Origin of the sequence: Marinitoga piezophila KA3, assembly GCF_000255135.1 — a bacterium.
GTDB classification, from domain to species: domain Bacteria; phylum Thermotogota; class Thermotogae; order Petrotogales; family Petrotogaceae; genus Marinitoga; species Marinitoga piezophila.
In genome coordinates this window covers 1,436,180-1,456,856 of record NC_016751.1, presented here as the reverse complement: position 1 = coordinate 1,456,856, position 20,677 = coordinate 1,436,180, and the positions used below count along the sequence as shown (strand labels likewise).

Below are 20,677 nucleotides of genomic sequence, written 5' to 3'. Positions count from 1 at the left end.
ATTTTAAAATCTTAGTCCAAATTCACCATATACTCCAAATATTCCAAATGTCTGTTGAAATGACAGGTCAAAAACTGTATTAACACCACCTGTAATAACAAAAGGCCCTAAATATATTGAAATTCCTGCTTTTGTAAGATACATTGTATAGGAATAAATTGAAAATTCTCCATTGTAATATTGAATAATTGGACTTATTCCCGAAAATACCTTTATTCTTTTAGTTGGAATCTGGACTAAAAAAAAGATAGTTGGTTGCAGATATGTTATTTCACCTGTATTTATAATATCCTCCGGGGAAAAAACACCTATTTCCAATCCAAATATATCCTTATCACCAATAGTTACACTTCCACCCACAAAAGCTCTTTCATATCCAGACAATTCTTTTAAATAACTTCCTGAGATTTCAAAACCTAACATAATCCCTGAAAAAACACCTATAACCAATAACATAAATACCATTTTTTTCATAAATACACCTCATTTCCTTTATTTTATTATGCGATGCCACTATATTTAAAGTTAATAATATTTGAATATTTTTTTAATGTATGTATTATGATTATACTCTTATTCTTGAATTAAAGCAAATTAAATAAAAATAATTGATTTTATGTTATAATCTGAATGAAAAAATATTATATTTAAAGGAGTAGAATATGAGAATATTAGGAATAGATCCTGGATATGGAAGGATTGGTTTTGGAGTTATTGATAAGATTGGAAACACCTTTAAACTAATAGACTTTGGAGTAATAGAAACAGATAAAAATGCAGATTTAAACAAAAGATTACTGGAAATATATGAAAAAATGAATGAGTTAATAAATAAATATAATCCTGATGAAGCTGCTGTTGAAAGTCTTTTTTTCTTTAAAAATGTAAAAACTGCCATTCAGGTTGGAGAAGCAAGAGGAGTAATACTGCTGACTCTTCAGCAAGCTGGACTTGTTATTGCTGAGTATACGCCTTATCAGGTAAAACAGGCAATAACCGGTTATGGACGTGCTGAAAAAGGACAGATACAGAGAATGTTAAAAACAATATTTAACCTAAAAAAAACACCAACCCCTGATGATGCAGCAGATGCCATTGCAATTGCCTTTTGTCACGGAAATTATAGACGTTTTTAAGAAAATATGATATAATATTAAAAACATGAATTTCGGGAGGAAATAAAATGAGAGCTAATATAGGAATAGATTTAGGAACTGCAAATACATTGGTCTATGTAAAAGGAAAGGGAATTGTTGTTAACGAACCATCTGTTATTGCTATAGAAAAGGATACAAGGGAAATCTTAACTGTTGGAAAAGAAGCAAAAAAAATGATAGGAAAAACACCTGCAAATATTATTGCCATAAGGCCTTTGAAAGATGGCGTTATTGCTGATTACAATACAGCACTTGCAATGTTAAAATATTTCATAGATGCTTCTGTTGGTTCATTTACATTTTTAAAACCCATAGTTGTTGTTGGTATTCCAACAGATGCAACAGAGGTTGAAAGAAATGCTTTACATAAGGCTACACTGGACGCTGGTGCTGGAAAAGCTTTTCTTATAGAAGAAGCTATGGCAACTGCTATTGGTGTAGGATTAAATGTTGAAGAAGCTTCCGGTAATATGGTTGTAGATATAGGCGGTGGAACAACAGAAATTGCTGTAATTTCCCTTGGAAGTATTGTTCTATCAAAATCCGTTAGAATTGCTGGAGATGAATTAGATGAAGCAATAATAAATTATGTAAAAGAAAAAAGCGGACTTCTTATCGGAGAAAGAACCGCTGAAAGAATCAAGAAAAAAATTGGAAATACCTGGCCAAATGACGAATACGATAATGAAGAAGTTGAAATTATAGGAAGGGATATTTTATCAGGATTACCAAGAAATATTGTATTAAAAGGCTATGAAATCAGGGAAGCTATAAGCAATCCTGTATCAAAAATTGTAGAACAGATAAAATTAACTGTAGAAGAAACTCCACCTGAATTATTAACAGATATTGTTATGAAAGGTATTTACCTTTCAGGTGGTGGTGCTTTATTAAAAGGACTTAAAGAACTTATTGAGCATGAAACAAAAATTAATGTTGTTGTTGCTGAAGATCCGCTTACTGCTGTTGCCAGAGGTGCGGGAATGGTGTTGGATAAGGTTAAAATACTGGATAATCTTTCAAAACTTCATAAATAATTATGAATAGAAAGTTTTTGTATTACTTAATTTCTTTAATACTTTTATCTGTTATATCAACTATATACCCTCATATAAATTTTATTATATCCAGAGTAAATTACCCTCTGGATATTGTTTTTGTTGACCTGCGAAATAATTATCTTTTAACTATAAAAAATAGAGATTATTTAAATATTTTAGAAAATAAAATAGTAGAATCCACGAAAAGCTATTCCATAAAAACTAAAGAAACTAACATATCTTTATCTTTAACCCCTGGAATATATATAAATGAAGATGAACGATATATATATATAAAAAGTTCAAAAAACGTCAGAAAAAACAGTATATGTTTTTCAAAAGAAAATATTATTTCAGGATTTGTGGAAGAAAATTTAAGAGGTGAAATTGTTGTTCAAAAGCTCGGCTGGGGAAAACGAGAATTTTTCGGAAGATATGATGGATACGATATTTTAATAAAGGAAACAGGAAATGGAAATCTTATTATTCATATTCCAGAAGGCATAAAACTTTTTGAAAATGGCAAAAATTATAAGATTTTAATTTCATATAAAAACTGGCTTCAATCAAAAGTTTATATTAAAGGGACCGCATATATAAAATCAAATACTTCTTATTTCTTTAAAAATGACATTCCACAAGCGGATATATTCCTATTTTCAGAATTAGAGGTGGAATAATGGATATTTTATATATAACACTAATGACATTAATTTCCGTTTCCTGGGATAGATGGTTTGGAGACATACTTTTCTTTACCTTTGGTATAGTTTTTTTAATTGTTCAATATACAAAACCCGAAAAGCTGATATTCTTCTCATTTTTATACTCAATAATATACTTTTCCTCCAAATATGATATTGGAGGAATGACAATTATATTCTTTTTAATCACAATTGCTTCTGGAAAACTCTTGGAATTTTTAGAAAAAAGTTTTTTTAGAAGTATAATAAGCACACTTCCTCCTCTATTTTTTCTGGCATTATTAAACAAAAATTTCTATACACTTATAATCTCTTATATACTAATAGCCATAGCCCATTTTATTATAACCGGAAGGGTTGGAAAAAATGAAAGAATCACGCTTTAGAAGTATAATCTATGTAATATTTATCTCCTTTGCTTTTTTAATAATGAGAAGTGGATATTTGCAAATAATAAACCATAAAAAATATGCCCGTGATGTTGATGAACTAAGTACAAGAATTATCACTCTCAACGCAATTAGAGGAAATATATACGATAAAAACGGAATCTTATTGGCCTGGAATGAAAAGGAGTATGTAATTGAAAATTTCAATGAATCATTTTCTGAAGAAACATATGAAAAATTAAGAAAAGTATTCTCAGAAATCAGTGATTCTCCTGAAACATATATTGATAAACTGCTATTTCAAAAAAAGATTACTGTAAAATTAACACCTGCTGGTATTAAAACACTAAATAATCTTAAAGGTTTTAGAATATCTGAAAAATACGTAAGGAAATATAAAGACAAATCTATATATCCTATTGTTGGTTATGTAAACTCAGATGGAAAACCATTATATGGAATAGAAAAAGTTTATAATGATATTCTTGAAGGAAAACCCGGATATCAAATAGCTAAAATAACCCCAGGCGGTCGTGTAAAAAAAGTTCTCGAAGAAGTATCGCCTATAAAAGGAAAAGATATATATCTTACAATTGATTATAGACTTCAAAAGTTTATATATGATGAAATAGAAAAATATAAAAAACCCGGCGCAGTAATAATGTCAAACCCAAATAATGGGGATATTCTGGCGTTGGTAAGTTATCCTTCTGTAGAACCCAATCTATTCTCTTCAGGACTAACAATAAGGGAATGGAAGAAAATTTTATACGACACAAAGCAACCATTGGTTAACAGGGCTATTTCTACCACTTATGCTCCGGGTTCTGTTATAAAACCTTTTTTTGCGCTGGTTGGATTGGAAGAGGGAATTTCTCCGGAATCCACAATAATGTGTGATGGAAAGTTTGAACTAAAAAATTCTTCAGGAAAAATTATAGCTGAATATTATGATTGGAATATATTTGGTCATGGTATAACAAACCTTGTAAAATCCTTACGTGTATCATGTAATTTATATTATTATGAACTTGGTCTAAAACTCGGTATTGATACAATGAGTTCATACGCCAGTGCATTTAAATTATCCAAAAAAACAAATATAGATTTAACAGGAGAAGTCAATTCAATATTTCCAAGTAGAACATGGAAACAGGAAAAATTCCATCAGGACTGGTATATTGGGGAAACTGTTTTAACTTCAATAGGTCAGGGATATATGCAATTTACTCCAATAAGTATTTTGCGATTATATAATATATTAAGCACACAGGGAAAATACTATAGATTTCATGTAATGGACAAATATATAACAAATATAACAGGAAATTTTAAAAATTTTGAAAAGCATCTTGATTTTTATCATCCAATAAATGAATTTAATTATTTTAATATATTAAAGGGATTAGTTGAAGTTACAACATATCCCGGTGATAGTTCAAACGGCGGAACGGCATATCATGTTTTTAAGGACTTCAAAGAATTAGTTGCTGGTAAAACTGGAACAGCAGAAGTAATGGGAGGAAAATCGCCTCATTCATGGTTTGCCGGATTTATGCCTGCAAACTCGCCAGAAGTATCCATTGTATCCTTTATTGAAAATGGTGGCTACGGTTCCGCAGTGGCTGCTCCAATAGCACGAAAAGCTTTAGAAAAATATCTTTATTTAAAGGGGGAAAACAAAAAATGAAAAAAATTTTAATTTTATCATTGTTAATTCTGTTTGCATTTTCAGTTTTTGGAGATAAATTACTGATATTTAGAAATACTGGAATTATAAGCAAAGAATTGCCATGGACAGAAAATTTTAAGTTTTCTCTGGAAAAAGACCAATCTGTAATCTTCATAGAAAATGCCGAATATTACAGTATATCCTTCCCGGCTCCTGAGGACGTAGCTTTTAGAATAATAGGAAACAATGAAAAACTTCATGAAGCTATAAATGGCAGGGTAAAAATATTAAACCAAAATCCTCTTATAATAGAAGATACATTTAATCCGGCATTTATCTATTACTTTGATAATAATCTAAAAATGTGGTGTAAAACAGAAAAAGAAAATCTCAATAAACTCTTTAATAATAAAATTCTAACTGCAAAAAAGATTAAAGGATTAATATTAATATCCACCCCTATGAAATGGGATATAGTATATGATATGAAAGATGACGGAACATTATATGCAACATATAAAATATCCGGAAGATTAAACCAGGAATACGATACAATACTAATAAATGAAAACTTTACACAAACTGCAAAACCACAAATTAAAGAAAATTATTACTCAAAATCACTTGCAATGGAAAGACCTGTAGAAAACTATGATATACCTCAATTAATTAATGAATCCACAATAATAAACATTGGAAAAATATTGCCTTTTAATGGAGATTTCAATAAAGTAGTTTCACTTGGTAAAATAAAGAAATACGAAGACATACAGTATCTCACATTTGATTTTTATTCTGGTTCAATAAAAAATAGATACCTCGATGTTTTAAGAAGGTTCTTAAATTCAAAAGAAAACGGTTTAGGTGTTCCTCTTATTTCAGGAGATTTTAGAATATACACAAAAAATGGAAAAACAGAATTTATAAACAAAGTTTCAAAGCTTACAAAAACTTCCATAAATGACTATGCTGAAATAAATCTTGGAAAAGGCTGGAATGTAAAAGCCGATATAATACTTTTAAATGAATACAGAACAAAAGATTACATTGAAAAAACATACAGGATAAATCTAACAAACAGCTCTACTACAACTAAAAAATTCAAAATCAAAATAACCGGATATTCTGTAAACCTTGAAAATATAAAATCCAATTTAAATAATATTGAGAAAAAGGTTTTTGGGGATTATATCGAATTATTTGGAGTGATTAAAGATAAAGGATTCATAGAATTAAAATTAAAAGAAAATATAATGAGTTACTAAAATGGCGGTGAAAAAGTGAATTTTATATTTGACCTCGATGGAACATTAATCAATACAGAAAACATTGCAATACCTGCAATAAGACAATTATTAAAAGATCTTGGATATAATCCTAACATTGAAAAAGAAGAAATCTTACAATACATAGGTTATACAATAGATGACATCTTTTATGGTCTTTTAAACACAAAAGACCCCGAAATTATAGAAAAAGCCATAAAATTGCTTGATAAATACGAAATTGAAATAATAGAAAAACTTCCTAAAAATGAAATCTTTTTTGACGGCGCAATCGAAGTACTAAAAACATTAAAAAACGAAAATCACACATTATATATACTTTCCAATTGCAACAAAAAATATTTAAACGCATTGTTGGAAAAAGAATTAAATAAATACATAGATTTCCCACATTGTTCTGAAATGTATAACTGGGCAGAAAAGGATTATGTATTAAAACTAATAACCAACGGGAAGAAAGATTTTGTTATGATTGGAGATAGACATAAAGACGTAGATGCAGCAAAGAAGAATGGAATATTATCTGTGGGTTGTACATATGGCTATGCACTGGAAGAAGTAAAAGATGCAGATTTTATAATATATGACATAAAAGAACTTTTAACAATAAAAAATAAAATAATAGAAAGTGCTTATAATACAATATAAAAAAAATAAAAAGGGCGTTAAGCCCTTTTTATTTTCTTGGTTGAACAACGAACTTTATAGCTGTTCTTTCTTCTGAATCGATTTTTACATCAACAAATGCTGGAATACATACAAGATCAATCCCGCTTGGTGCTACATAACCACGTGCAATAGCAACTGCTTTTACAGCCTGATTAACAGCACCTGCTCCAATAGCCTGGATTTCAGCTTTCCCCTTTTCCCTTATAATTGCAGCTAATGCGCCAGCGATAGCAATAGGTTTTGAGTTTGCAGCAACTTTTAATACTTCTACTTCTGCCATAAATCTTACCTCCCTTTTTTTAATACTATTTCTGCGATTATTGGCGTGTAATGGCGCACCTGGAGGGATTCGAACCCCCAACCTGCGGATCCGAAGTCCGACGCTCTATCCAATTGAGCTACAGGTGCAAGACTTCCTTATATATTATACTGTAAAAATCGAATTTAATCAAGTGATAAAAAGAAAATTTTTGCATACTGTATTCTATTTTCTCATTGAACAATAGAAATTTAATAAGAAGTTTATAAAAAATCTGGTATAATAAAAGTGGGTGATATATATGAAAAAAATACTCTTAATTTCAGATATTCATATTCCAACACGCAGCACGTATTTGCAATTGGAAAAAATTGATTATTCAAAATATGATTATATTATAGCCTCAGGTGATTTTATAGAAGAAGAGGTTATTTTTTATTTTAAAGCTCAGTCACCTGAGTTTATTGGCGTATATGGAAATGCAGATTATTATGATGTAAAATATTCATTACCTGAAAAACGTATTATAAATATTGAAGGCAAAAAAATTGGAATTATACACGGACATCAGGCAGGATGGGGAGACCCTGAGCGTCTTATAAAAAGATTCAGCAATATTGATATTATGATATACGGACATACGCACAGACCTGATGACAGAATAATAAATAATATTAGATGCATAAATCCAGGTGCATTTTGTGAAAACAGTTATGCAATATTGGAAATAGGGAGTGATGAAGTATCTTTGAAATTCCAGAAAATATAGAAAAAAAGGTTGAACAGATCAAAGCAGAAATAAAGGATTTAGTAAAAGACGACATATTATACGTAGCCTTTTCTGGCGGCATGGATAGCACAGTAACAGCATTTTTAGCAAAAGAAGCTTTGGGGAAAAACCGCGTAAAATTAGTAAACGTATTATTTGGTCCATTTGCTTATTCAAAAAGTATAGAATCTGTTTTAAGAACCGCTGAGGATTTGGATCTTGAAATTATATTTACTGACAAGCACATGGCACAATACAAAATAATGAAAAAAGGACCAAACTGTAATCAATGTACTAGAAAACTTAAAATGTCAGGAGTAAAGTCTGTTGCAGGAGATAAACTTGTTGCAACAGGTGCAAATCAATCGGACTCATGGGGAAAAACAGAAATAAAAGTAATGAACAATCTCTATTCACCCATTATTGGCTTAACAAAAGAAGAATTAAGGGAAATTATTAAAATATATAACATTAAAATCAGAAAAGTTGGAGAAAATGCCCATAGAGAAGGTTGTAAATTAAAACATCTCTTAAAATTATTAATAAACATGAATTATCACGGAAGAGCTGTTTCTTTTGCAAATGAAATAATACATGACATTTTAGACAAATATAACTACAAAAGAGAAATTGCTAATGTAAAAATAATAGGTCCTTTATCAAAAAATATTGCTTTAATAAACATAAAACCATATCCACCTGAGGAAATATACAATGAAATTATAGATATCTTAAATTCAGAAAAAAGCATTGATGAAGTCTATATTGTAAACAAGCCTATAAAATTAACAATAAGCGTAAATCCTGGTATATTTAACCATAAAGAATCAAAATATTGGGTAGACAAAGGAAGATTACAACCAGAATTTGCTGCACCAATAGAAATAGAATGGAAAAAAAGTAAAAACGAAAGACTTGCAACATTCCATGTAGTAGATTTTGAATACATGAAATAATTTCAGGAGGGATATTTTGAACTATATTTTGCCTTTGATTTCAGGAATTTTAACTGGATTATCAATGCCGGGAAATTTATCTTCATTTCTCGTCTGGTTTTCTGTTGCTCCATTTATATATTCATTTGTAAACTCAAAAAAAACATTAGAAAGACTGATAAAAGTCTTTTTATATAGTTATTCGTTAATGGTAACCACATTATGGTGGGAAGTACCTGTTTTAACCAAAAACATTCCCGAGGTAATAAAAACATTCCCGGGATATATAGGCTTTTTCTCATATCTGCTTATGATTCTAATACTTACAATTCCATATTATATTATATGGATTTTAGGAGAATTATATTTCAGAAAATCGCGCGTTATAAACAAAACATCTTTAATACTATTTTCTGTATTCTCATATGCAGCAGCTGAAATTTTAAAACAATTTGGAGACCTTGCATTTACAGGTGCAAACTTATCCGATGCGCTTTACATGCACACAGGATTTCTACAAATACTCCCTTTTACAGGTAGTATTGGACTTACCATATTAATATTATTCGTTAATGCATATATTGCATTTTCACCTGAACGCGAAAGACTTAAAATCGGTATTTTTATTATAGGCATACTATATATAATAAACTTTACAATCTCAGAAAAATTACCTATGATAAACACCTCAGAAAATTCCGTTAAAATCAGTGTATTCCAGACAAATGTTCCTCAGGAAGTAAAATACTCAAATGACATGTGGAAATCATATGTTGAAATATCAAAATACATAGAAAAAAGCAAGGATAATTCTGAACTATTAATCCTGCCAGAAGCTGTATTTATAAAAGACATAAGAAACGATGAAATATTCAAAGTCATTAAAGAAGCCATTAAGTTATCAGATAAAAACTGGCTCATGGGTTTTCCCACTGTTGATTATGAAAAACGTGAATATTATAACAGCGCTATATACATAAACAAAAATGGTGAAATAGAAAATATATATAACAAAATTAGATTAATGCCTTTTGCAGAGTTTCTACCATATAAAAGCGTCTTCAGCTTATTTTCTTTCTTTAAGTTAGTAAGCTTTTACACACCAGGTGATGAATACTCTATACTCAACTTAAATGGCAAAAAATTCAGTGTTCAAATCTGTTTTGAAACATATTTTCCAGAACTTTCAAGAAACTTCACAAAAAACGGTGCTCAATTCTTAGTCGCCATAAGTAATGATGGATGGTTTTCTCATAAAACAGCTCTACTACAACATTTTTCCAAATCTGTTTTACGAGCGGCAGAAAACAGAAGAACATTTATACAGGTTTCAAATACCGGTATTACCGGAATAGTAGATAAATACGGAAGAATAATAAACACATTACCAACACATACATATAAAGGTGCTCAATTTTCAGTTCCATTAAATAACGAAATTACATTCTATACAAAATATGCAAATATCATAATTGTAATTATCCTTATTTTAGCAATAATCTTTAGTCTTATATAAATAAAATAAAAAGAGGTGAAAAATTTTGCTAAAAAAAGTATTTATAACCACAATGATACTCATTATTTTCCTTTTCTCATTAACCGGATGCGTTAAACCAAAACCCCAAACCTCAGAAGAATTAACCAAAATAATTGTTTATCTAACCGATGCACCAGATGAAAGCATTTCAGAAGCAACTTTAAAGGTCGCATCAATGAAATTAACCTCTGATTCCACCAATATTGAATTATTAAGCAATTATGAAAAAAATTTTCTTACACTTGCTGGAACTCTTGAAAAGATCAAAGAATTTAATATTAACGAAAAAGACTTAAAAAACGCTAAAATTTCTGTAATTCTTTCACCAACAGCAACAATTGTAGAAGAAGATAAAACAAAGAACATATCTATTTCATCAACTGAAATGGATATTACAGTTAATATTGATTCTATAAGTGCCGGAAGAACTTATAACCTAATCATTGATTTTGATATTGGAAATTCATATAATTCATCGCTTGAAGAGTTTTCGCCAATAATACGGGCATGGACTGTTGCAGATACCGAAGCAGATTATAGAACTATAGAAGGACATGTATATGACAATTCAGACTTAGGAGAACTGGCAACCCCAAAACCTGGAAGAGTTGTTTTAATACTTCCAACAGATAATTCAACTGTATTATATTCAACAATTACCAATAAAGATGGATATTTTAAGTTTAATAAAATAAAACTTGGACCAGGAGTTTATAATATCGGTGTCGCAAAAAGTAATGCTACTTTTTATTACGAGAATGATCCTGATCTGGGATATTCTTACTATCTTGCAAGATATATTGAATTAGAACCTGCCACCGTTCAAATTAATATTTCAATAGGTGATCAATAAAAACTCTTATATAAAGGGGGAATTCAGGTTGAGAACTTTAAAAGATGTTATTGAAAAAGCAAAAACAGTAAACAAAAAAAGGGTTGTAGTAGTTGGTGCAGAAGATAAAGAAGCTTTAAAGGCTGTTTCTGCCGCATACGACGAAGGTTTTGTAGAACCTGTATTAGTTGGTAACAAAGAAATTATTGAAGAAAATTTAAAGGAATTAGGAAAAGAATTCGATATAATCGACGCAAAAACAGAAGAAGAAGCCGCAGAACAGGGAGTTAGATTAGTTTCTTCAGGTGCAGCAGATATTGTAATGAAAGGTTTAATAAAAACATCAAAATTATTAAAAGCTGTATTAAATAAAGAATGGGGTCTTAGAACAGGAAGCGTATTAAGCCATGTAGCAATAGTTGAAACAGATGCACTTGATTCATTAAAATTAGTAACAGACGGTGGAATGATAATAAAACCTACATTAGATCAAAAGGTTGCTATAATCAATAACGCTGTTGAATTAGCTCATTCAATGGGAATTGAAAATCCAAAGGTTGCATTATTAGCCGCTGTTGAAGTTGTAAATCCAGATATGCCAGAGACAATGGATGCAGCAATTATCACACAAATGAACAAAAGAGGTCAAATTAAAGGCTGTACAGTTGACGGACCTTTGGCATTGGACAATGCATTGAGCGAAATGGCAGCAAAAATCAAAAAGATTAAAAGCGATGTTGCTGGTCATGCAGATATCCTTGTTGTACCAGATATTCATGCTGGTAATGTTCTTGGAAAAGCTGCTGTTTACCTGGCAAACGGTAAAATAGCTGGTCTTGTTTTAGGTGCAAAAGCTCCTATAGTTATTGTATCAAGAGCTGACACAGCCGAGTCAAAACTTGCATCACTTGCACTTGCTGTATTAAAATCAGAAAAATAATTTATAAGTTTAATAAACAAAAAGCCTGATTCATTATGAATCAGGCTTTTTATTATTCTGTTTCAATTTTACTTTATTTAAAAAACACTAATATTGACAAATTCATATAATACGATAAAAAGTAAATTACAAGATTATTTTTAAATTTTTTTGTTAATTTTCAGTTAAATTTTATTTTTATGGTTGAAACCATAGAAAAAAATGATATAATATTATATCGAGAAAAAAGAATTTATTCACATTATGAAAGGAGTGGGATTGTGAAAAAGTTTTTTGTTATTTTACTTTTAATTGGTACCGTTATTGTTTATGCAGAAGGAATTAAAGATTATATCTCTTCTTTCAAAGAAAATAACGTGGATTATCTGTTAAATGAGTTAAGCAGGGAAGAACAACTTATGGAATATGAAAATGCCAGAATCACAGCAGATAGTACTATAGCATTAATAAAAAGTGAAATAATGCATTTAGATAAAACCGGGTATTATTTAAATACACAAAAGGATTTATACAAAAGATTTTTAAATTATCTATTCAATCTTGATGTAACTGCAAGAGATTTAAATATTAAAAAATTAAACTACGAAAATGCTAAATATAACTATGAAAAATCTCAAAAATTATACAATAAAAATCTCATAAGCAAAATAGAATTATTAAATGCTGAATATCAACTAAAAAACGCTAAGTACATATATGATACGATAAATGAAAAATATAACAATATAATAGATGAATTCAAAAAGTTTTGTGGAATTTCGCAAATAAATTTAAATAATATTGTTGTAAATGAGGATAAAATAACCAAAAAACACTTTGATATTAAATCATTAATGAATAATGATATTGATTTAAAAAGGCAAATGCTAAATTATGAAATTCTGGAAGAAGAATTTAATGCCACAAAAGATATTCTAAGCGGATTTGAACTAAAAAAGAAAGAAATAGAATTTAAAAAAGGGCAATATAATCTTTTAAAAGTTAAAAATTTAAAAGAAAAACAAATAAATGACTTAATAAACAGATTTAACAGTTTGCTGAATGAAATTAGAATAAATAAACTTCAACAGGAATATATCAAATTACAATTAAAAAATGCTGAAATGAAATTAAAAAATGGACTTATTGAAAAAACACAGTATAATCAATTAAAGATTGATTATCTTTCCACATTAAATCAAATAACCTTAAAATATAATGAAGTTGTTTCAGTTTATATAGATCTTATATCCTTAGAAGGAAGCGATTTTGAGAGTTGTATTGAAGAAATCATCTCTTTAAATTAATGAGGTGTAGATTATGAAAAAAAGCTTTTTAATTTTATTCTGGACATTATTGACCCTTACAATATTTGCAAATTTCGTTGATAAAATAGTTGAAAAAATAGAAAATGATACTCAATATTTAATGGCTTTAAATTCTTATAATAATGCTTTGAATAATCTAAAAATGGAAGAATCTATCTTAAAAAATATAGGTATCAATGAAGGTGTATTTACAAGCAGATTTTACGACAACAATAATTTTAAGCAACTTGAAATTCCTTTATCTTTAAATATGAAAATTTATGGTTTTGATATTATTGGAACCCTCAAATATACGTCTGATTTTAACAACAATAATAATTCTTACTCTGTTAGCATTTCTAAAAAATTATTTTCTTTTGATGATTTAAATAATATAGATAAAAAGATTTTATTATTATCCACAAAATGGGAATTAAAAAATTTAAAAAATTCTCTATTTATAAATACTTTAAAAAACGCTTATTATTATAATTATTATAGTAATTTATTAAATCTTCAAAAAGAAGCTTTTGAAATAAGGAAACAATTGTTCTATGAGGCTAAAAAGAAGTATGTAAAAGGCATTATTGGAAAAATAGAATATCTAACTCTTCAAAAAAATTATTTAAATGAAAAGATATCTATTAATAATCTGCAGATATCTATTAATAAAATTAAAGAATATAATATCCCCGATGTTATATTAATTGAACTCTCTATGCCCTCAACAATAACGGAAATTCCATTAAATAGAGAAGATATAAGAGCTGCTCTTCTTGAAGTTGAAAAAAACAAAGCAAAGCTCAAAAGAAAATTTGTTTATGATCTTCCTGATATAAATATGGGAATTTTAATGAATTATAATAAAAACGATTTAACCAATAGCTATAAAACAGATACAACAATATTTTTAAATTTTTCATACAATATATTTGATAACAACTATCGACAAAATACGAAAAAAAGCATGGATATGGATTATATTATTTCATTAAAAAAATATAAGAACAAATTAAATGCTATTTTCACCGAAATAAAAAACATCCAGGAGAAAATAAATAACGACGAATTACAGCTTAAAAGTATTGATCTTGAAAAGCAGATTTCTGAAATCAATTATGAAACTGCAAAAAAACAATACGAGAAAGGATATTTGAGTTTAAATGAATTAAAACTTGAAAAAATAAATATGTTAAAAACACATTTTGAATATGAAAGAATAAAAGCTGAACTGTTATTTGATAAACTTACATTATATAATGTCCTTGGATATGATATTATAAGTATTTTTGAGGAGGAATTAAATAGATGAAAAGAAAAATAATTGTTATCTCTATTATTTTAGCTCTTATTATGATATTAATATCCTGTAATGCAAATAAAGCTTTTTCAAATATAAATAATGAAATAGAATATGTTGTAAAAAAAGGGGATTTAACGGAATTTATTAATGTAGACGGATATGTATATCCTGAAAATTTCTATATAATATACTCAAAAATAGGCGGAGAAGTAAAGGAAATATTTACTAAAAACGGGCAGTATCTAAGAAAAGGGGATAAAATTTTGAAAGTGGACGATCTTGACTATAAGATTTCCATGTTAAATGCTCAATTAGCTTATGAAGAAGTGAAGGGTACAAATACATTGGAAGAAAAAATTAAAAAATTATCTTATGAAAAAGCTAAACTAAATTATGAAAATACGCTTATAAAAGCTCCTATCAACGGTATAATATTTGGATTAAATGTAAGAAAAGGAGATATTTTGCCTTCTCAACAAAAATTATGCATAATAGCAGATGATTCAACATTAGAATTTATTGGATATATTGACATTTTTGACTATAATAAAATTAAATTAAATCAAAAAATAAAATTAAAAATCAATGGACTTTCCGGGGAATATTTTGAGGGAGTAATTTCCTATATTTCGCCAGGAACTGTTGAAAAAGGTTCATCTGATAAAGTGAAAATAAAAGCGAAAATCATTACTAAAAATAGCGATAAACACAAAAAGATTTACTTTGGAGCAACTGCAGAAGGTGAAATTACAACGTTAAATCTTACAGATATAATAAAAATTCCATCAGATGCTGTAATTTTTGAAAATGAAAAAACCTATGTAAAAATCAAAAATGGTGTTGATGAAAATGGAAATCCAAAAATTGAAAAGAAAGAAATAAAAATAGGATTAATTACTGATGATTTTATAGAAGTAAAAGAAGGATTAAAAGATGGTGATACAATAATGATTAAAGCTGCAGATAAAAATCTTTCCATTTTTTAGAAGGTGAAATAATGGAAAAGGTGATTTTTGAAGTAAAAGATGTTAAAAAGGTCTATAAAATGGGAGAAGTTAATGTAAATGCACTTGATGGGATTAATTTTAAGATAAAAGCTGGAGAGTTTGTTATAATTATGGGACCTTCTGGCTCTGGAAAATCTACAACTCTTCATATAATAGGGTGTCTTGATACTCCAACCTCTGGAAAAGTATATGTAGACAATATGGATGTAAGTAATCTTTCAGAAAAAAAATTAGCCCGTATCAGGCGAGAAAAAATAGGCTTTGTATTTCAACAATTTAATTTATTACCAAAACTTACTGCATTGGAAAATGTTGAATTACCAATGATTTATAAAGGACTTCCATCTTCTAAAAGACGAAAAAAAGCCAAAGAATTATTGGAAATGGTTGGATTAGGTGATAGAATTCATCATAAACCCTCGCAACTTTCTGGAGGACAAATGCAAAGAGTTGCAATTGCAAGAGCACTTGCAAATGACCCACAATATATACTGGCAGATGAACCCACAGGAAATCTGGATTCAAAAAGCGGTGAAGATATTATAAATATATTAAAAGATCTCAATAAATCTGGAATGACTGTAATTATTGTTACACACGATCCTGATTTAGAAAGTCTTGGAACACATAATATTTATTTGAAAGACGGATTAATACAAAAGGAGAGTTTCAAATGATTATAGAAATGATAAAAGAAGCTTTCAGATCATTATTTGGAAATAAAATGCGATCATTTTTATCAATGCTTGGAATAATAATAGGTGTAATGGCTGTTATAGTTGTATTATCTCTTGGAAATGGAGCTACATATTCAGTAAAAAAAGATATTGAATCCATTGGATCCAATATAATTATCGCATATGCTTATTCTCCTAAAGAAAAAATTACTATAAAAGAATTAGAGACTTTCAAAAAAAATTCTCAATATATTTCCGAAATAACTCCTAATATATCAAGTTTTGCAGAAGCATCATACAGAAAAAACAAATTTCCCGGTCAAACATTTGGAACAACAAATGATTTTATAAAATTATATAAATTGGAAATATTACAAGGGCGATTAATAAATGACGCCGATAATAAAGCACGTTTAATGGTTGCTATGATAGGAGAAAATATAGCTCAAAAATTGTTTAAACATGAATTCCCAATAGGAAAATATATAAAATTAAAAATTAAAGACAGAGTTATAAAATTAAAAGTTGTAGGCGTTTTAAAGAAAAAAGACATTAACATGTTCCTCAATGTCGCTAATAGTATCTTTATACCTTATACTACATTAATTGAACGAATTTTAAAAACCAATGCTATAAATGAATTTTTTGCCAAAGCCAAAAATGGAGCAGTTATTGAACAGGCAAAAGCAGAAATTCAATTTTTTCTAAAAAACAAGATAAAAGATAAAAAATACTTTGAAATATACAGTCAAACAGAGATGCTGGGAACTGTTAATGAAATAACAAATATGTTAAATCTTGTTTTTGGTATTGTGGCTGGAATTTCATTGCTTGTTGGCGGTATAGGTATTATGAATATAATGCTTGTTTCTGTTACTGAACGAACTCGTGAAATTGGTATAAAAAAAGCTATTGGTGCTACAAACGCTAATATACTTATGCAATTTTTAACAGAATCAATCTTTTTAACAACAGTGGCTGGAATAATTGGACTTATTATAGGATTATACGTATCAAAAGGTATTGGTATATTAATAAAGATTACTCCGTTCTTTGATATTAATCAGATAATAATGACTGTTCTTATTTCTATGAGTATAGGCCTATTTTTTGGAGTGTCTCCTGCTGTAAAAGCTTCTAAACTTAACCCGGTTGATTCTTTAAGATATGAATAATAAAAAACAACAAAAGCCATATAGGCTTTTGTTGTTTTTTATTATATTTACTAATATTTTTTTAATTCTTCAAATAATAATTTTATAAATTCTTCTCTATTTACCTTCAATGCCCACTTTGAATTTGGTTTTTCAAATTGCCAGTAATCAACTACTGTTTCTCCATATGTCAATTCGCCTTTTACCTCAACCTGAGCATAATATTCTTTGAATTCAAATAACTCCGGTTTTATTAAATAAGCTATTGTACATGGATCATGTAAAGGTGCTCCTTCTATTTTAAAAACATCATAATATGTCTGGTGAAAAAATTCCAATAAAATTCCCATCTTTGATACTATCTCAGAACTGAATTTTTGCATTTCTTTTATTTCATTCATATGTATCTTTGCCTGATGTGTAACATCAAGTGGAAATACTGTAAGGTTAAAACCAGCATTAAAAACTATTTGCGCTGCTTCTGGATCCGCATATATATTAAATTCCGCACGCGGTTTCACATTTCCAAATTCTATTCCTCCACCCATTATTACCAGTTCTTCTACCTGTGAAACTAATTCCGGATAATTCAGAGCAAATTTGGCGATATTTGTTAAAGGACCCACAGCAACAAAGGTTATTTTGCCAGGATTTTCCTTTACCTTTTCAGCCATAAATTCTAAGTAATTTTTCTCTTCAACCTTTTTTGTAGGTAAAGGAAGGTTTGCTCCTTCCAGACCACTTTCTCCATGAATATCCGGTGCCACTATTTGATCTCTTATTAAAGGTTTCGCAGAACCCTGAAAGACAGGAACATTTATTTTTCCCATTTCCGTAAGTATTAATGCATTTCGTGTAGTATTTTCTACATATGAATTACCTGCAACAGACACTATTCCCAATAAATCTATTTTTTCTGAAATACCTGCAAGTAATATTGCCACTGCATCATCGTGTCCAGGATCACAGTCAAGGATTATCTTTCTTTTCACATTTTCCCCCCCAGTCAAATATATATAATAAACAATTATTCTAAATCATCTTTTAATCCTATTGTGTTTAAGATTATCGAGTCTTTTTTTCTCCATTTTTCTTTTACTTTTACATATAAATCAAGATATACCTTATCGTCTAATAAAGCTTCTATGTCCTTCCTTGCAAGCATACCTATCTTCTTTATCATACGCCCATTTTGGCCTATTATAATACCTTTTTGAGACTTTCTTTCAACATATATTTCAGCTCTAATATATACCAGATCCTCTTTATCTGTAATTTCCTCAACAACAACAGCTGTTGAATGTGGAATTTCCTCTGAAGTTAAATGGAAGATTTTCTCCCTGATTAATTCAGAAATCATAAAAGCAAGAGGTCTGTCTGTTGCCATATCTTCTGGATAATATTGTGGACCTTCTGGTAAATTTTCTATTATCTTATCCATAAGGACTTCAAGATTTTCACCTGTTAATGCTGAAATTTTTATTATTTCTATTAAATTTTTTGCATTTTCAAAAGCTTCTTTTATTCTTGTTTCTGCTTCCTGAACCTGCTCTGGTGTTGCTGCATCAATTTTATTTATTACCAATATTGTTGGGATATTTGATTCTTTTATTATTTTAGCTATATTAATATCTGATTCCCTCACCTGATCAATAGGATCAACAAGGAATAAAACCATATCCTGGCTTTTTAAGGCATTAACCGCTATCTTTACCATATATTCCCCAAATTTATGCAAGGGTTTATGAATACCCGGAGTATCTACCAATACTATTTGTGCATTTTCAGTATTTAAGATACAGTTTACCCTATTTCTTGTAGTCTGTGGTTTATCAGAAACTATTACAACCTTTTTCTTCATTAATGCATTTATTAATGTCGATTTCCCAACATTAGGCTTTCCCGCTACAGCAACAAATCCGCTTTTCATTACATCAGCTCCTTTAAGCTTTTCATTATTTTTTCAGTAGCTCTGCAATCATCTTCATTATATGTAATTATTTTATCCAGACTTTCCTTATTTCCACGCAGAAAGTTTTTATACTCAATAAATATTGCATATCCATTGAGGTCTGTTCTCCATTTAAATCCAAAGAAACGACTGATATCCTTTAAAGAGTATGAAGTTACAGGTAATGCCACATTCTTTTGAATCTTTTCATATAAATCATATGACCTGTTTTCAATTTTATCGAGATATTTATATAAATGAGAACGATTCTTGGTAATTAATTGCAATCTTTTTATATCATATACATCATAATGCACAATTATCTCTTTTGTTCCTTTTAAAAATTTCAAAAATTTTTCAAGGTTATCATCTGTATTCTGAACATTTAAAAATGGTTTATATTTTCCCTGATATAATATTCCATGAAGAAAATCAAGTTCTTTATAAGTTTCCACATCATATACTATGTATTTCTCAGGAATATCAAATTTATTTATTATTATAGGTTTATTTTCCATTAATGATTTTAAGTTATATAATGGTTTCCTGAACTGCGGAGGAACCTGCTCAATTCTATTTTTTTCAACTGTTTTTAAAGGATTAATTCCCAGATCCTTTAAAAGATTCAGGTAACTTTTTGAAATACCTGGCACTATATTTAGATTGCCTTTTTCAAGCAATTCTTTGTGACATCTGCTTTTTAATTTACAGAATTTACAATAATTGCCGGGATTTTTTTCATTTAATCGTTTAAAGGTTTCTATTTCTTTTTCAAAAGTTGGAAGCTTTTTTATAATCCATCTTTCTGAAAAATAATGCATTTTGCTTTCTAAGGTTATTTCAACTCCGCGTACTTCTTTACCCTTTTTTTTAAAGTAAAGATATACGCTAATTATATGAAATATATGACTTAGTTTTAATTTTCTTGATTCTCTCGATATCCTTATTACCTTACGTCTTTTATCATAATCATCATAATTGGCTGTAATTTTTACTCCATTTAATTCTATATCAAAGTATTTCCCCGGCCTTTTATAACTTGAAACAAAATACGGACATTTTTTTATATTTTGATAATTTAACAAATCCATTTTTTCAGCTCCAACTTTT

The 20,677-nt window shown here is 28.8% G+C and carries 22 protein-coding genes and 1 tRNA gene; 17 read left to right on the top strand and 6 right to left on the bottom strand.

Annotated features, from left to right (window positions below; all coding sequences use genetic code 11):
- Positions 1-3: 3 nt before the first annotated feature.
- Positions 4-474 carry a hypothetical protein gene (locus MARPI_RS06920; protein ID WP_014296877.1) on the bottom strand — a complete coding sequence of 157 codons (471 nt, stop codon included), beginning with the start codon at positions 472-474 and terminating at the stop codon, positions 4-6.
- A 188-nt stretch (positions 475-662) separates the two neighbouring features.
- Between MARPI_RS06920 and ruvC the strand changes: the two genes are divergently transcribed.
- From ruvC to MARPI_RS06885, 7 genes are read left to right on the top strand one after another with little or no spacing between them, the layout of a single operon-like run.
- Entirely contained in the window at positions 663-1,136 is a 474-nt protein-coding gene (gene ruvC, locus MARPI_RS06915) for a crossover junction endodeoxyribonuclease RuvC (RefSeq protein WP_014296876.1), read from the top strand.
- A 47-nt stretch (positions 1,137-1,183) separates the two neighbouring features.
- The gene (mreB, locus tag MARPI_RS06910) at positions 1,184-2,194 is read left to right on the top strand and encodes a rod shape-determining protein (protein ID WP_014296875.1); all 1,011 of its coding nucleotides are present in this window, start codon (positions 1,184-1,186) and stop codon (positions 2,192-2,194) included.
- A 17-nt stretch (positions 2,195-2,211) separates the two neighbouring features.
- Positions 2,212-2,877 carry a hypothetical protein gene (locus MARPI_RS06905; RefSeq protein WP_171814212.1) on the top strand — a complete coding sequence of 222 codons (666 nt, stop codon included), beginning with the start codon at positions 2,212-2,214 and terminating at the stop codon, positions 2,875-2,877.
- Positions 2,877-3,287, top strand: coding sequence for a hypothetical protein (locus MARPI_RS06900; protein WP_014296873.1), 411 nt, complete (start codon positions 2,877-2,879; stop codon positions 3,285-3,287). The genes MARPI_RS06905 and MARPI_RS06900 overlap by 1 nt, the downstream gene beginning before the upstream one ends.
- Entirely contained in the window at positions 3,268-4,980 is a 1,713-nt protein-coding gene (locus MARPI_RS06895; RefSeq protein ID WP_014296872.1) for a penicillin-binding transpeptidase domain-containing protein, read from the top strand. The genes MARPI_RS06900 and MARPI_RS06895 overlap by 20 nt, the downstream gene beginning before the upstream one ends.
- Positions 4,977-6,227 (top strand): hypothetical protein, encoded by a 1,251-nt coding sequence (locus MARPI_RS06890; protein WP_014296871.1) that lies wholly within the window; start codon positions 4,977-4,979, stop codon positions 6,225-6,227. The genes MARPI_RS06895 and MARPI_RS06890 overlap by 4 nt, the downstream gene beginning before the upstream one ends.
- Positions 6,228-6,242: 15 nt before the next feature.
- On the top strand, positions 6,243-6,896 hold the full coding sequence (locus tag MARPI_RS06885) for an HAD family hydrolase (protein ID WP_014296870.1): 654 nt from the start codon (positions 6,243-6,245) through the stop codon (positions 6,894-6,896).
- Between the two features lie 28 nt (positions 6,897-6,924).
- On the opposite strand, the gene MARPI_RS06880 is transcribed toward MARPI_RS06885, so the two are convergent.
- Together MARPI_RS06880 and MARPI_RS06875 are read right to left on the bottom strand one after the other, a co-directional pair.
- On the bottom strand, positions 6,925-7,197 hold the full coding sequence (locus tag MARPI_RS06880; RefSeq protein ID WP_014296869.1) for a stage V sporulation protein S: 273 nt from the start codon (positions 7,195-7,197) through the stop codon (positions 6,925-6,927).
- A 51-nt stretch (positions 7,198-7,248) separates the two neighbouring features.
- Positions 7,249-7,325 (bottom strand) — tRNA-Arg (locus MARPI_RS06875).
- 152 nt (positions 7,326-7,477) lie between these two features.
- On the opposite strand from MARPI_RS06875, the gene MARPI_RS06870 reads away from it, so the two are divergent.
- The 10 genes from MARPI_RS06870 (at position 7,478) to MARPI_RS06825 (ending at position 17,637) form a co-directional block, all read left to right on the top strand.
- Positions 7,478-7,945, top strand: coding sequence for a metallophosphoesterase family protein (locus MARPI_RS06870; RefSeq protein ID WP_014296868.1), 468 nt, complete (start codon positions 7,478-7,480; stop codon positions 7,943-7,945).
- Positions 7,930-8,901: an adenine nucleotide alpha-hydrolase family protein gene (locus MARPI_RS06865; RefSeq protein WP_148265158.1), complete on the top strand. Its 972-nt coding sequence runs from the start codon at positions 7,930-7,932 to the stop codon at positions 8,899-8,901. The genes MARPI_RS06870 and MARPI_RS06865 overlap by 16 nt, the downstream gene beginning before the upstream one ends.
- A gap of 16 nt (positions 8,902-8,917) precedes the next feature.
- Positions 8,918-10,396, top strand: a complete 1,479-nt coding sequence (lnt, locus tag MARPI_RS06860; protein ID WP_014296866.1) for an apolipoprotein N-acyltransferase — start codon at positions 8,918-8,920, stop codon at positions 10,394-10,396.
- Positions 10,397-10,421: 25 nt separating this feature from the next.
- Entirely contained in the window at positions 10,422-11,270 is an 849-nt protein-coding gene (locus MARPI_RS06855) for a carboxypeptidase-like regulatory domain-containing protein (protein ID WP_014296865.1), read from the top strand.
- 28 nt (positions 11,271-11,298) lie between these two features.
- Positions 11,299-12,189, top strand: coding sequence for a bifunctional enoyl-CoA hydratase/phosphate acetyltransferase (locus MARPI_RS06850; RefSeq protein WP_014296864.1), 891 nt, complete (start codon positions 11,299-11,301; stop codon positions 12,187-12,189).
- A gap of 260 nt (positions 12,190-12,449) precedes the next feature.
- A complete protein-coding gene (locus MARPI_RS06845) occupies positions 12,450-13,475 on the top strand; it encodes a hypothetical protein (RefSeq protein ID WP_014296863.1) in 1,026 nt (341 codons plus the stop codon).
- Positions 13,476-13,488: 13 nt separating this feature from the next.
- Complete coding sequence (locus tag MARPI_RS06840) at positions 13,489-14,787, top strand: TolC family protein (RefSeq protein WP_014296862.1); 1,299 nt, start codon at positions 13,489-13,491, stop codon at positions 14,785-14,787.
- Positions 14,784-15,764 carry an efflux RND transporter periplasmic adaptor subunit gene (locus MARPI_RS06835; protein ID WP_014296861.1) on the top strand — a complete coding sequence of 327 codons (981 nt, stop codon included), beginning with the start codon at positions 14,784-14,786 and terminating at the stop codon, positions 15,762-15,764. The genes MARPI_RS06840 and MARPI_RS06835 overlap by 4 nt, the downstream gene beginning before the upstream one ends.
- A gap of 11 nt (positions 15,765-15,775) precedes the next feature.
- Positions 15,776-16,462, top strand: a complete 687-nt coding sequence (locus MARPI_RS06830) for an ABC transporter ATP-binding protein (RefSeq protein ID WP_014296860.1) — start codon at positions 15,776-15,778, stop codon at positions 16,460-16,462.
- Positions 16,459-17,637: an ABC transporter permease gene (locus tag MARPI_RS06825; RefSeq protein ID WP_014296859.1), complete on the top strand. Its 1,179-nt coding sequence runs from the start codon at positions 16,459-16,461 to the stop codon at positions 17,635-17,637. Before MARPI_RS06830 ends, MARPI_RS06825 begins: the two co-directional genes overlap by 4 nt.
- A 50-nt stretch (positions 17,638-17,687) precedes the next feature.
- Here MARPI_RS06825 and MARPI_RS06820 read toward each other — a convergent pair whose 3' ends face one another.
- Genes MARPI_RS06820 through MARPI_RS06810 form a run of 3 tightly spaced genes read right to left on the bottom strand, consistent with a single transcriptional unit; the run spans position 17,688 to position 20,658 of the window.
- The gene (locus MARPI_RS06820; protein WP_014296858.1) at positions 17,688-18,608 is read right to left on the bottom strand and encodes a nucleoside hydrolase; all 921 of its coding nucleotides are present in this window, start codon (positions 18,606-18,608) and stop codon (positions 17,688-17,690) included.
- A gap of 35 nt (positions 18,609-18,643) precedes the next feature.
- Positions 18,644-19,546, bottom strand: coding sequence for a GTPase Era (gene era, locus MARPI_RS06815; RefSeq protein ID WP_014296857.1), 903 nt, complete (start codon positions 19,544-19,546; stop codon positions 18,644-18,646).
- Positions 19,546-20,658 (bottom strand): TM0106 family RecB-like putative nuclease, encoded by a 1,113-nt coding sequence (locus MARPI_RS06810; protein WP_014296856.1) that lies wholly within the window; start codon positions 20,656-20,658, stop codon positions 19,546-19,548. The genes era and MARPI_RS06810 overlap by 1 nt, the downstream gene beginning before the upstream one ends.
- Positions 20,659-20,677 lie beyond the last annotated feature (19 nt).

What these genes read in the sequence shown, in the direction of transcription:
- MARPI_RS06840 (WP_014296862.1), top strand. Translation starts at nt 13,489, where the DNA reads ATGAAAAAAAGCTTTTTAATTTTATTCTGGACATTATTGACCCTTACA.
- MARPI_RS06890 (WP_014296871.1), top strand. Translation starts at nt 4,977, where the DNA reads ATGAAAAAAATTTTAATTTTATCATTGTTAATTCTGTTTGCATTTTCA.
- MARPI_RS06870 (WP_014296868.1), top strand. Translation starts at nt 7,478, where the DNA reads ATGAAAAAAATACTCTTAATTTCAGATATTCATATTCCAACACGCAGC.
- MARPI_RS06880 (WP_014296869.1), bottom strand. Translation starts at nt 7,197, where the DNA reads ATGGCAGAAGTAGAAGTATTAAAAGTTGCTGCAAACTCAAAACCTATT.
- MARPI_RS06900 (WP_014296873.1), top strand. Translation starts at nt 2,877, where the DNA reads ATGGATATTTTATATATAACACTAATGACATTAATTTCCGTTTCCTGG.
- MARPI_RS06895 (WP_014296872.1), top strand. Translation starts at nt 3,268, where the DNA reads ATGAAAGAATCACGCTTTAGAAGTATAATCTATGTAATATTTATCTCC.
- MARPI_RS06835 (WP_014296861.1), top strand. Translation starts at nt 14,784, where the DNA reads ATGAAAAGAAAAATAATTGTTATCTCTATTATTTTAGCTCTTATTATG.
- MARPI_RS06920 (WP_014296877.1), bottom strand. Translation starts at nt 474, where the DNA reads ATGAAAAAAATGGTATTTATGTTATTGGTTATAGGTGTTTTTTCAGGG.
- era (WP_014296857.1), bottom strand. Translation starts at nt 19,546, where the DNA reads ATGAAAAGCGGATTTGTTGCTGTAGCGGGAAAGCCTAATGTTGGGAAA.
- MARPI_RS06825 (WP_014296859.1), top strand. Translation starts at nt 16,459, where the DNA reads ATGATTATAGAAATGATAAAAGAAGCTTTCAGATCATTATTTGGAAAT.
- mreB (WP_014296875.1), top strand. Translation starts at nt 1,184, where the DNA reads ATGAGAGCTAATATAGGAATAGATTTAGGAACTGCAAATACATTGGTC.
- ruvC (WP_014296876.1), top strand. Translation starts at nt 663, where the DNA reads ATGAGAATATTAGGAATAGATCCTGGATATGGAAGGATTGGTTTTGGA.
- MARPI_RS06810 (WP_014296856.1), bottom strand. Translation starts at nt 20,658, where the DNA reads ATGGATTTGTTAAATTATCAAAATATAAAAAAATGTCCGTATTTTGTT.
- MARPI_RS06830 (WP_014296860.1), top strand. Translation starts at nt 15,776, where the DNA reads ATGGAAAAGGTGATTTTTGAAGTAAAAGATGTTAAAAAGGTCTATAAA.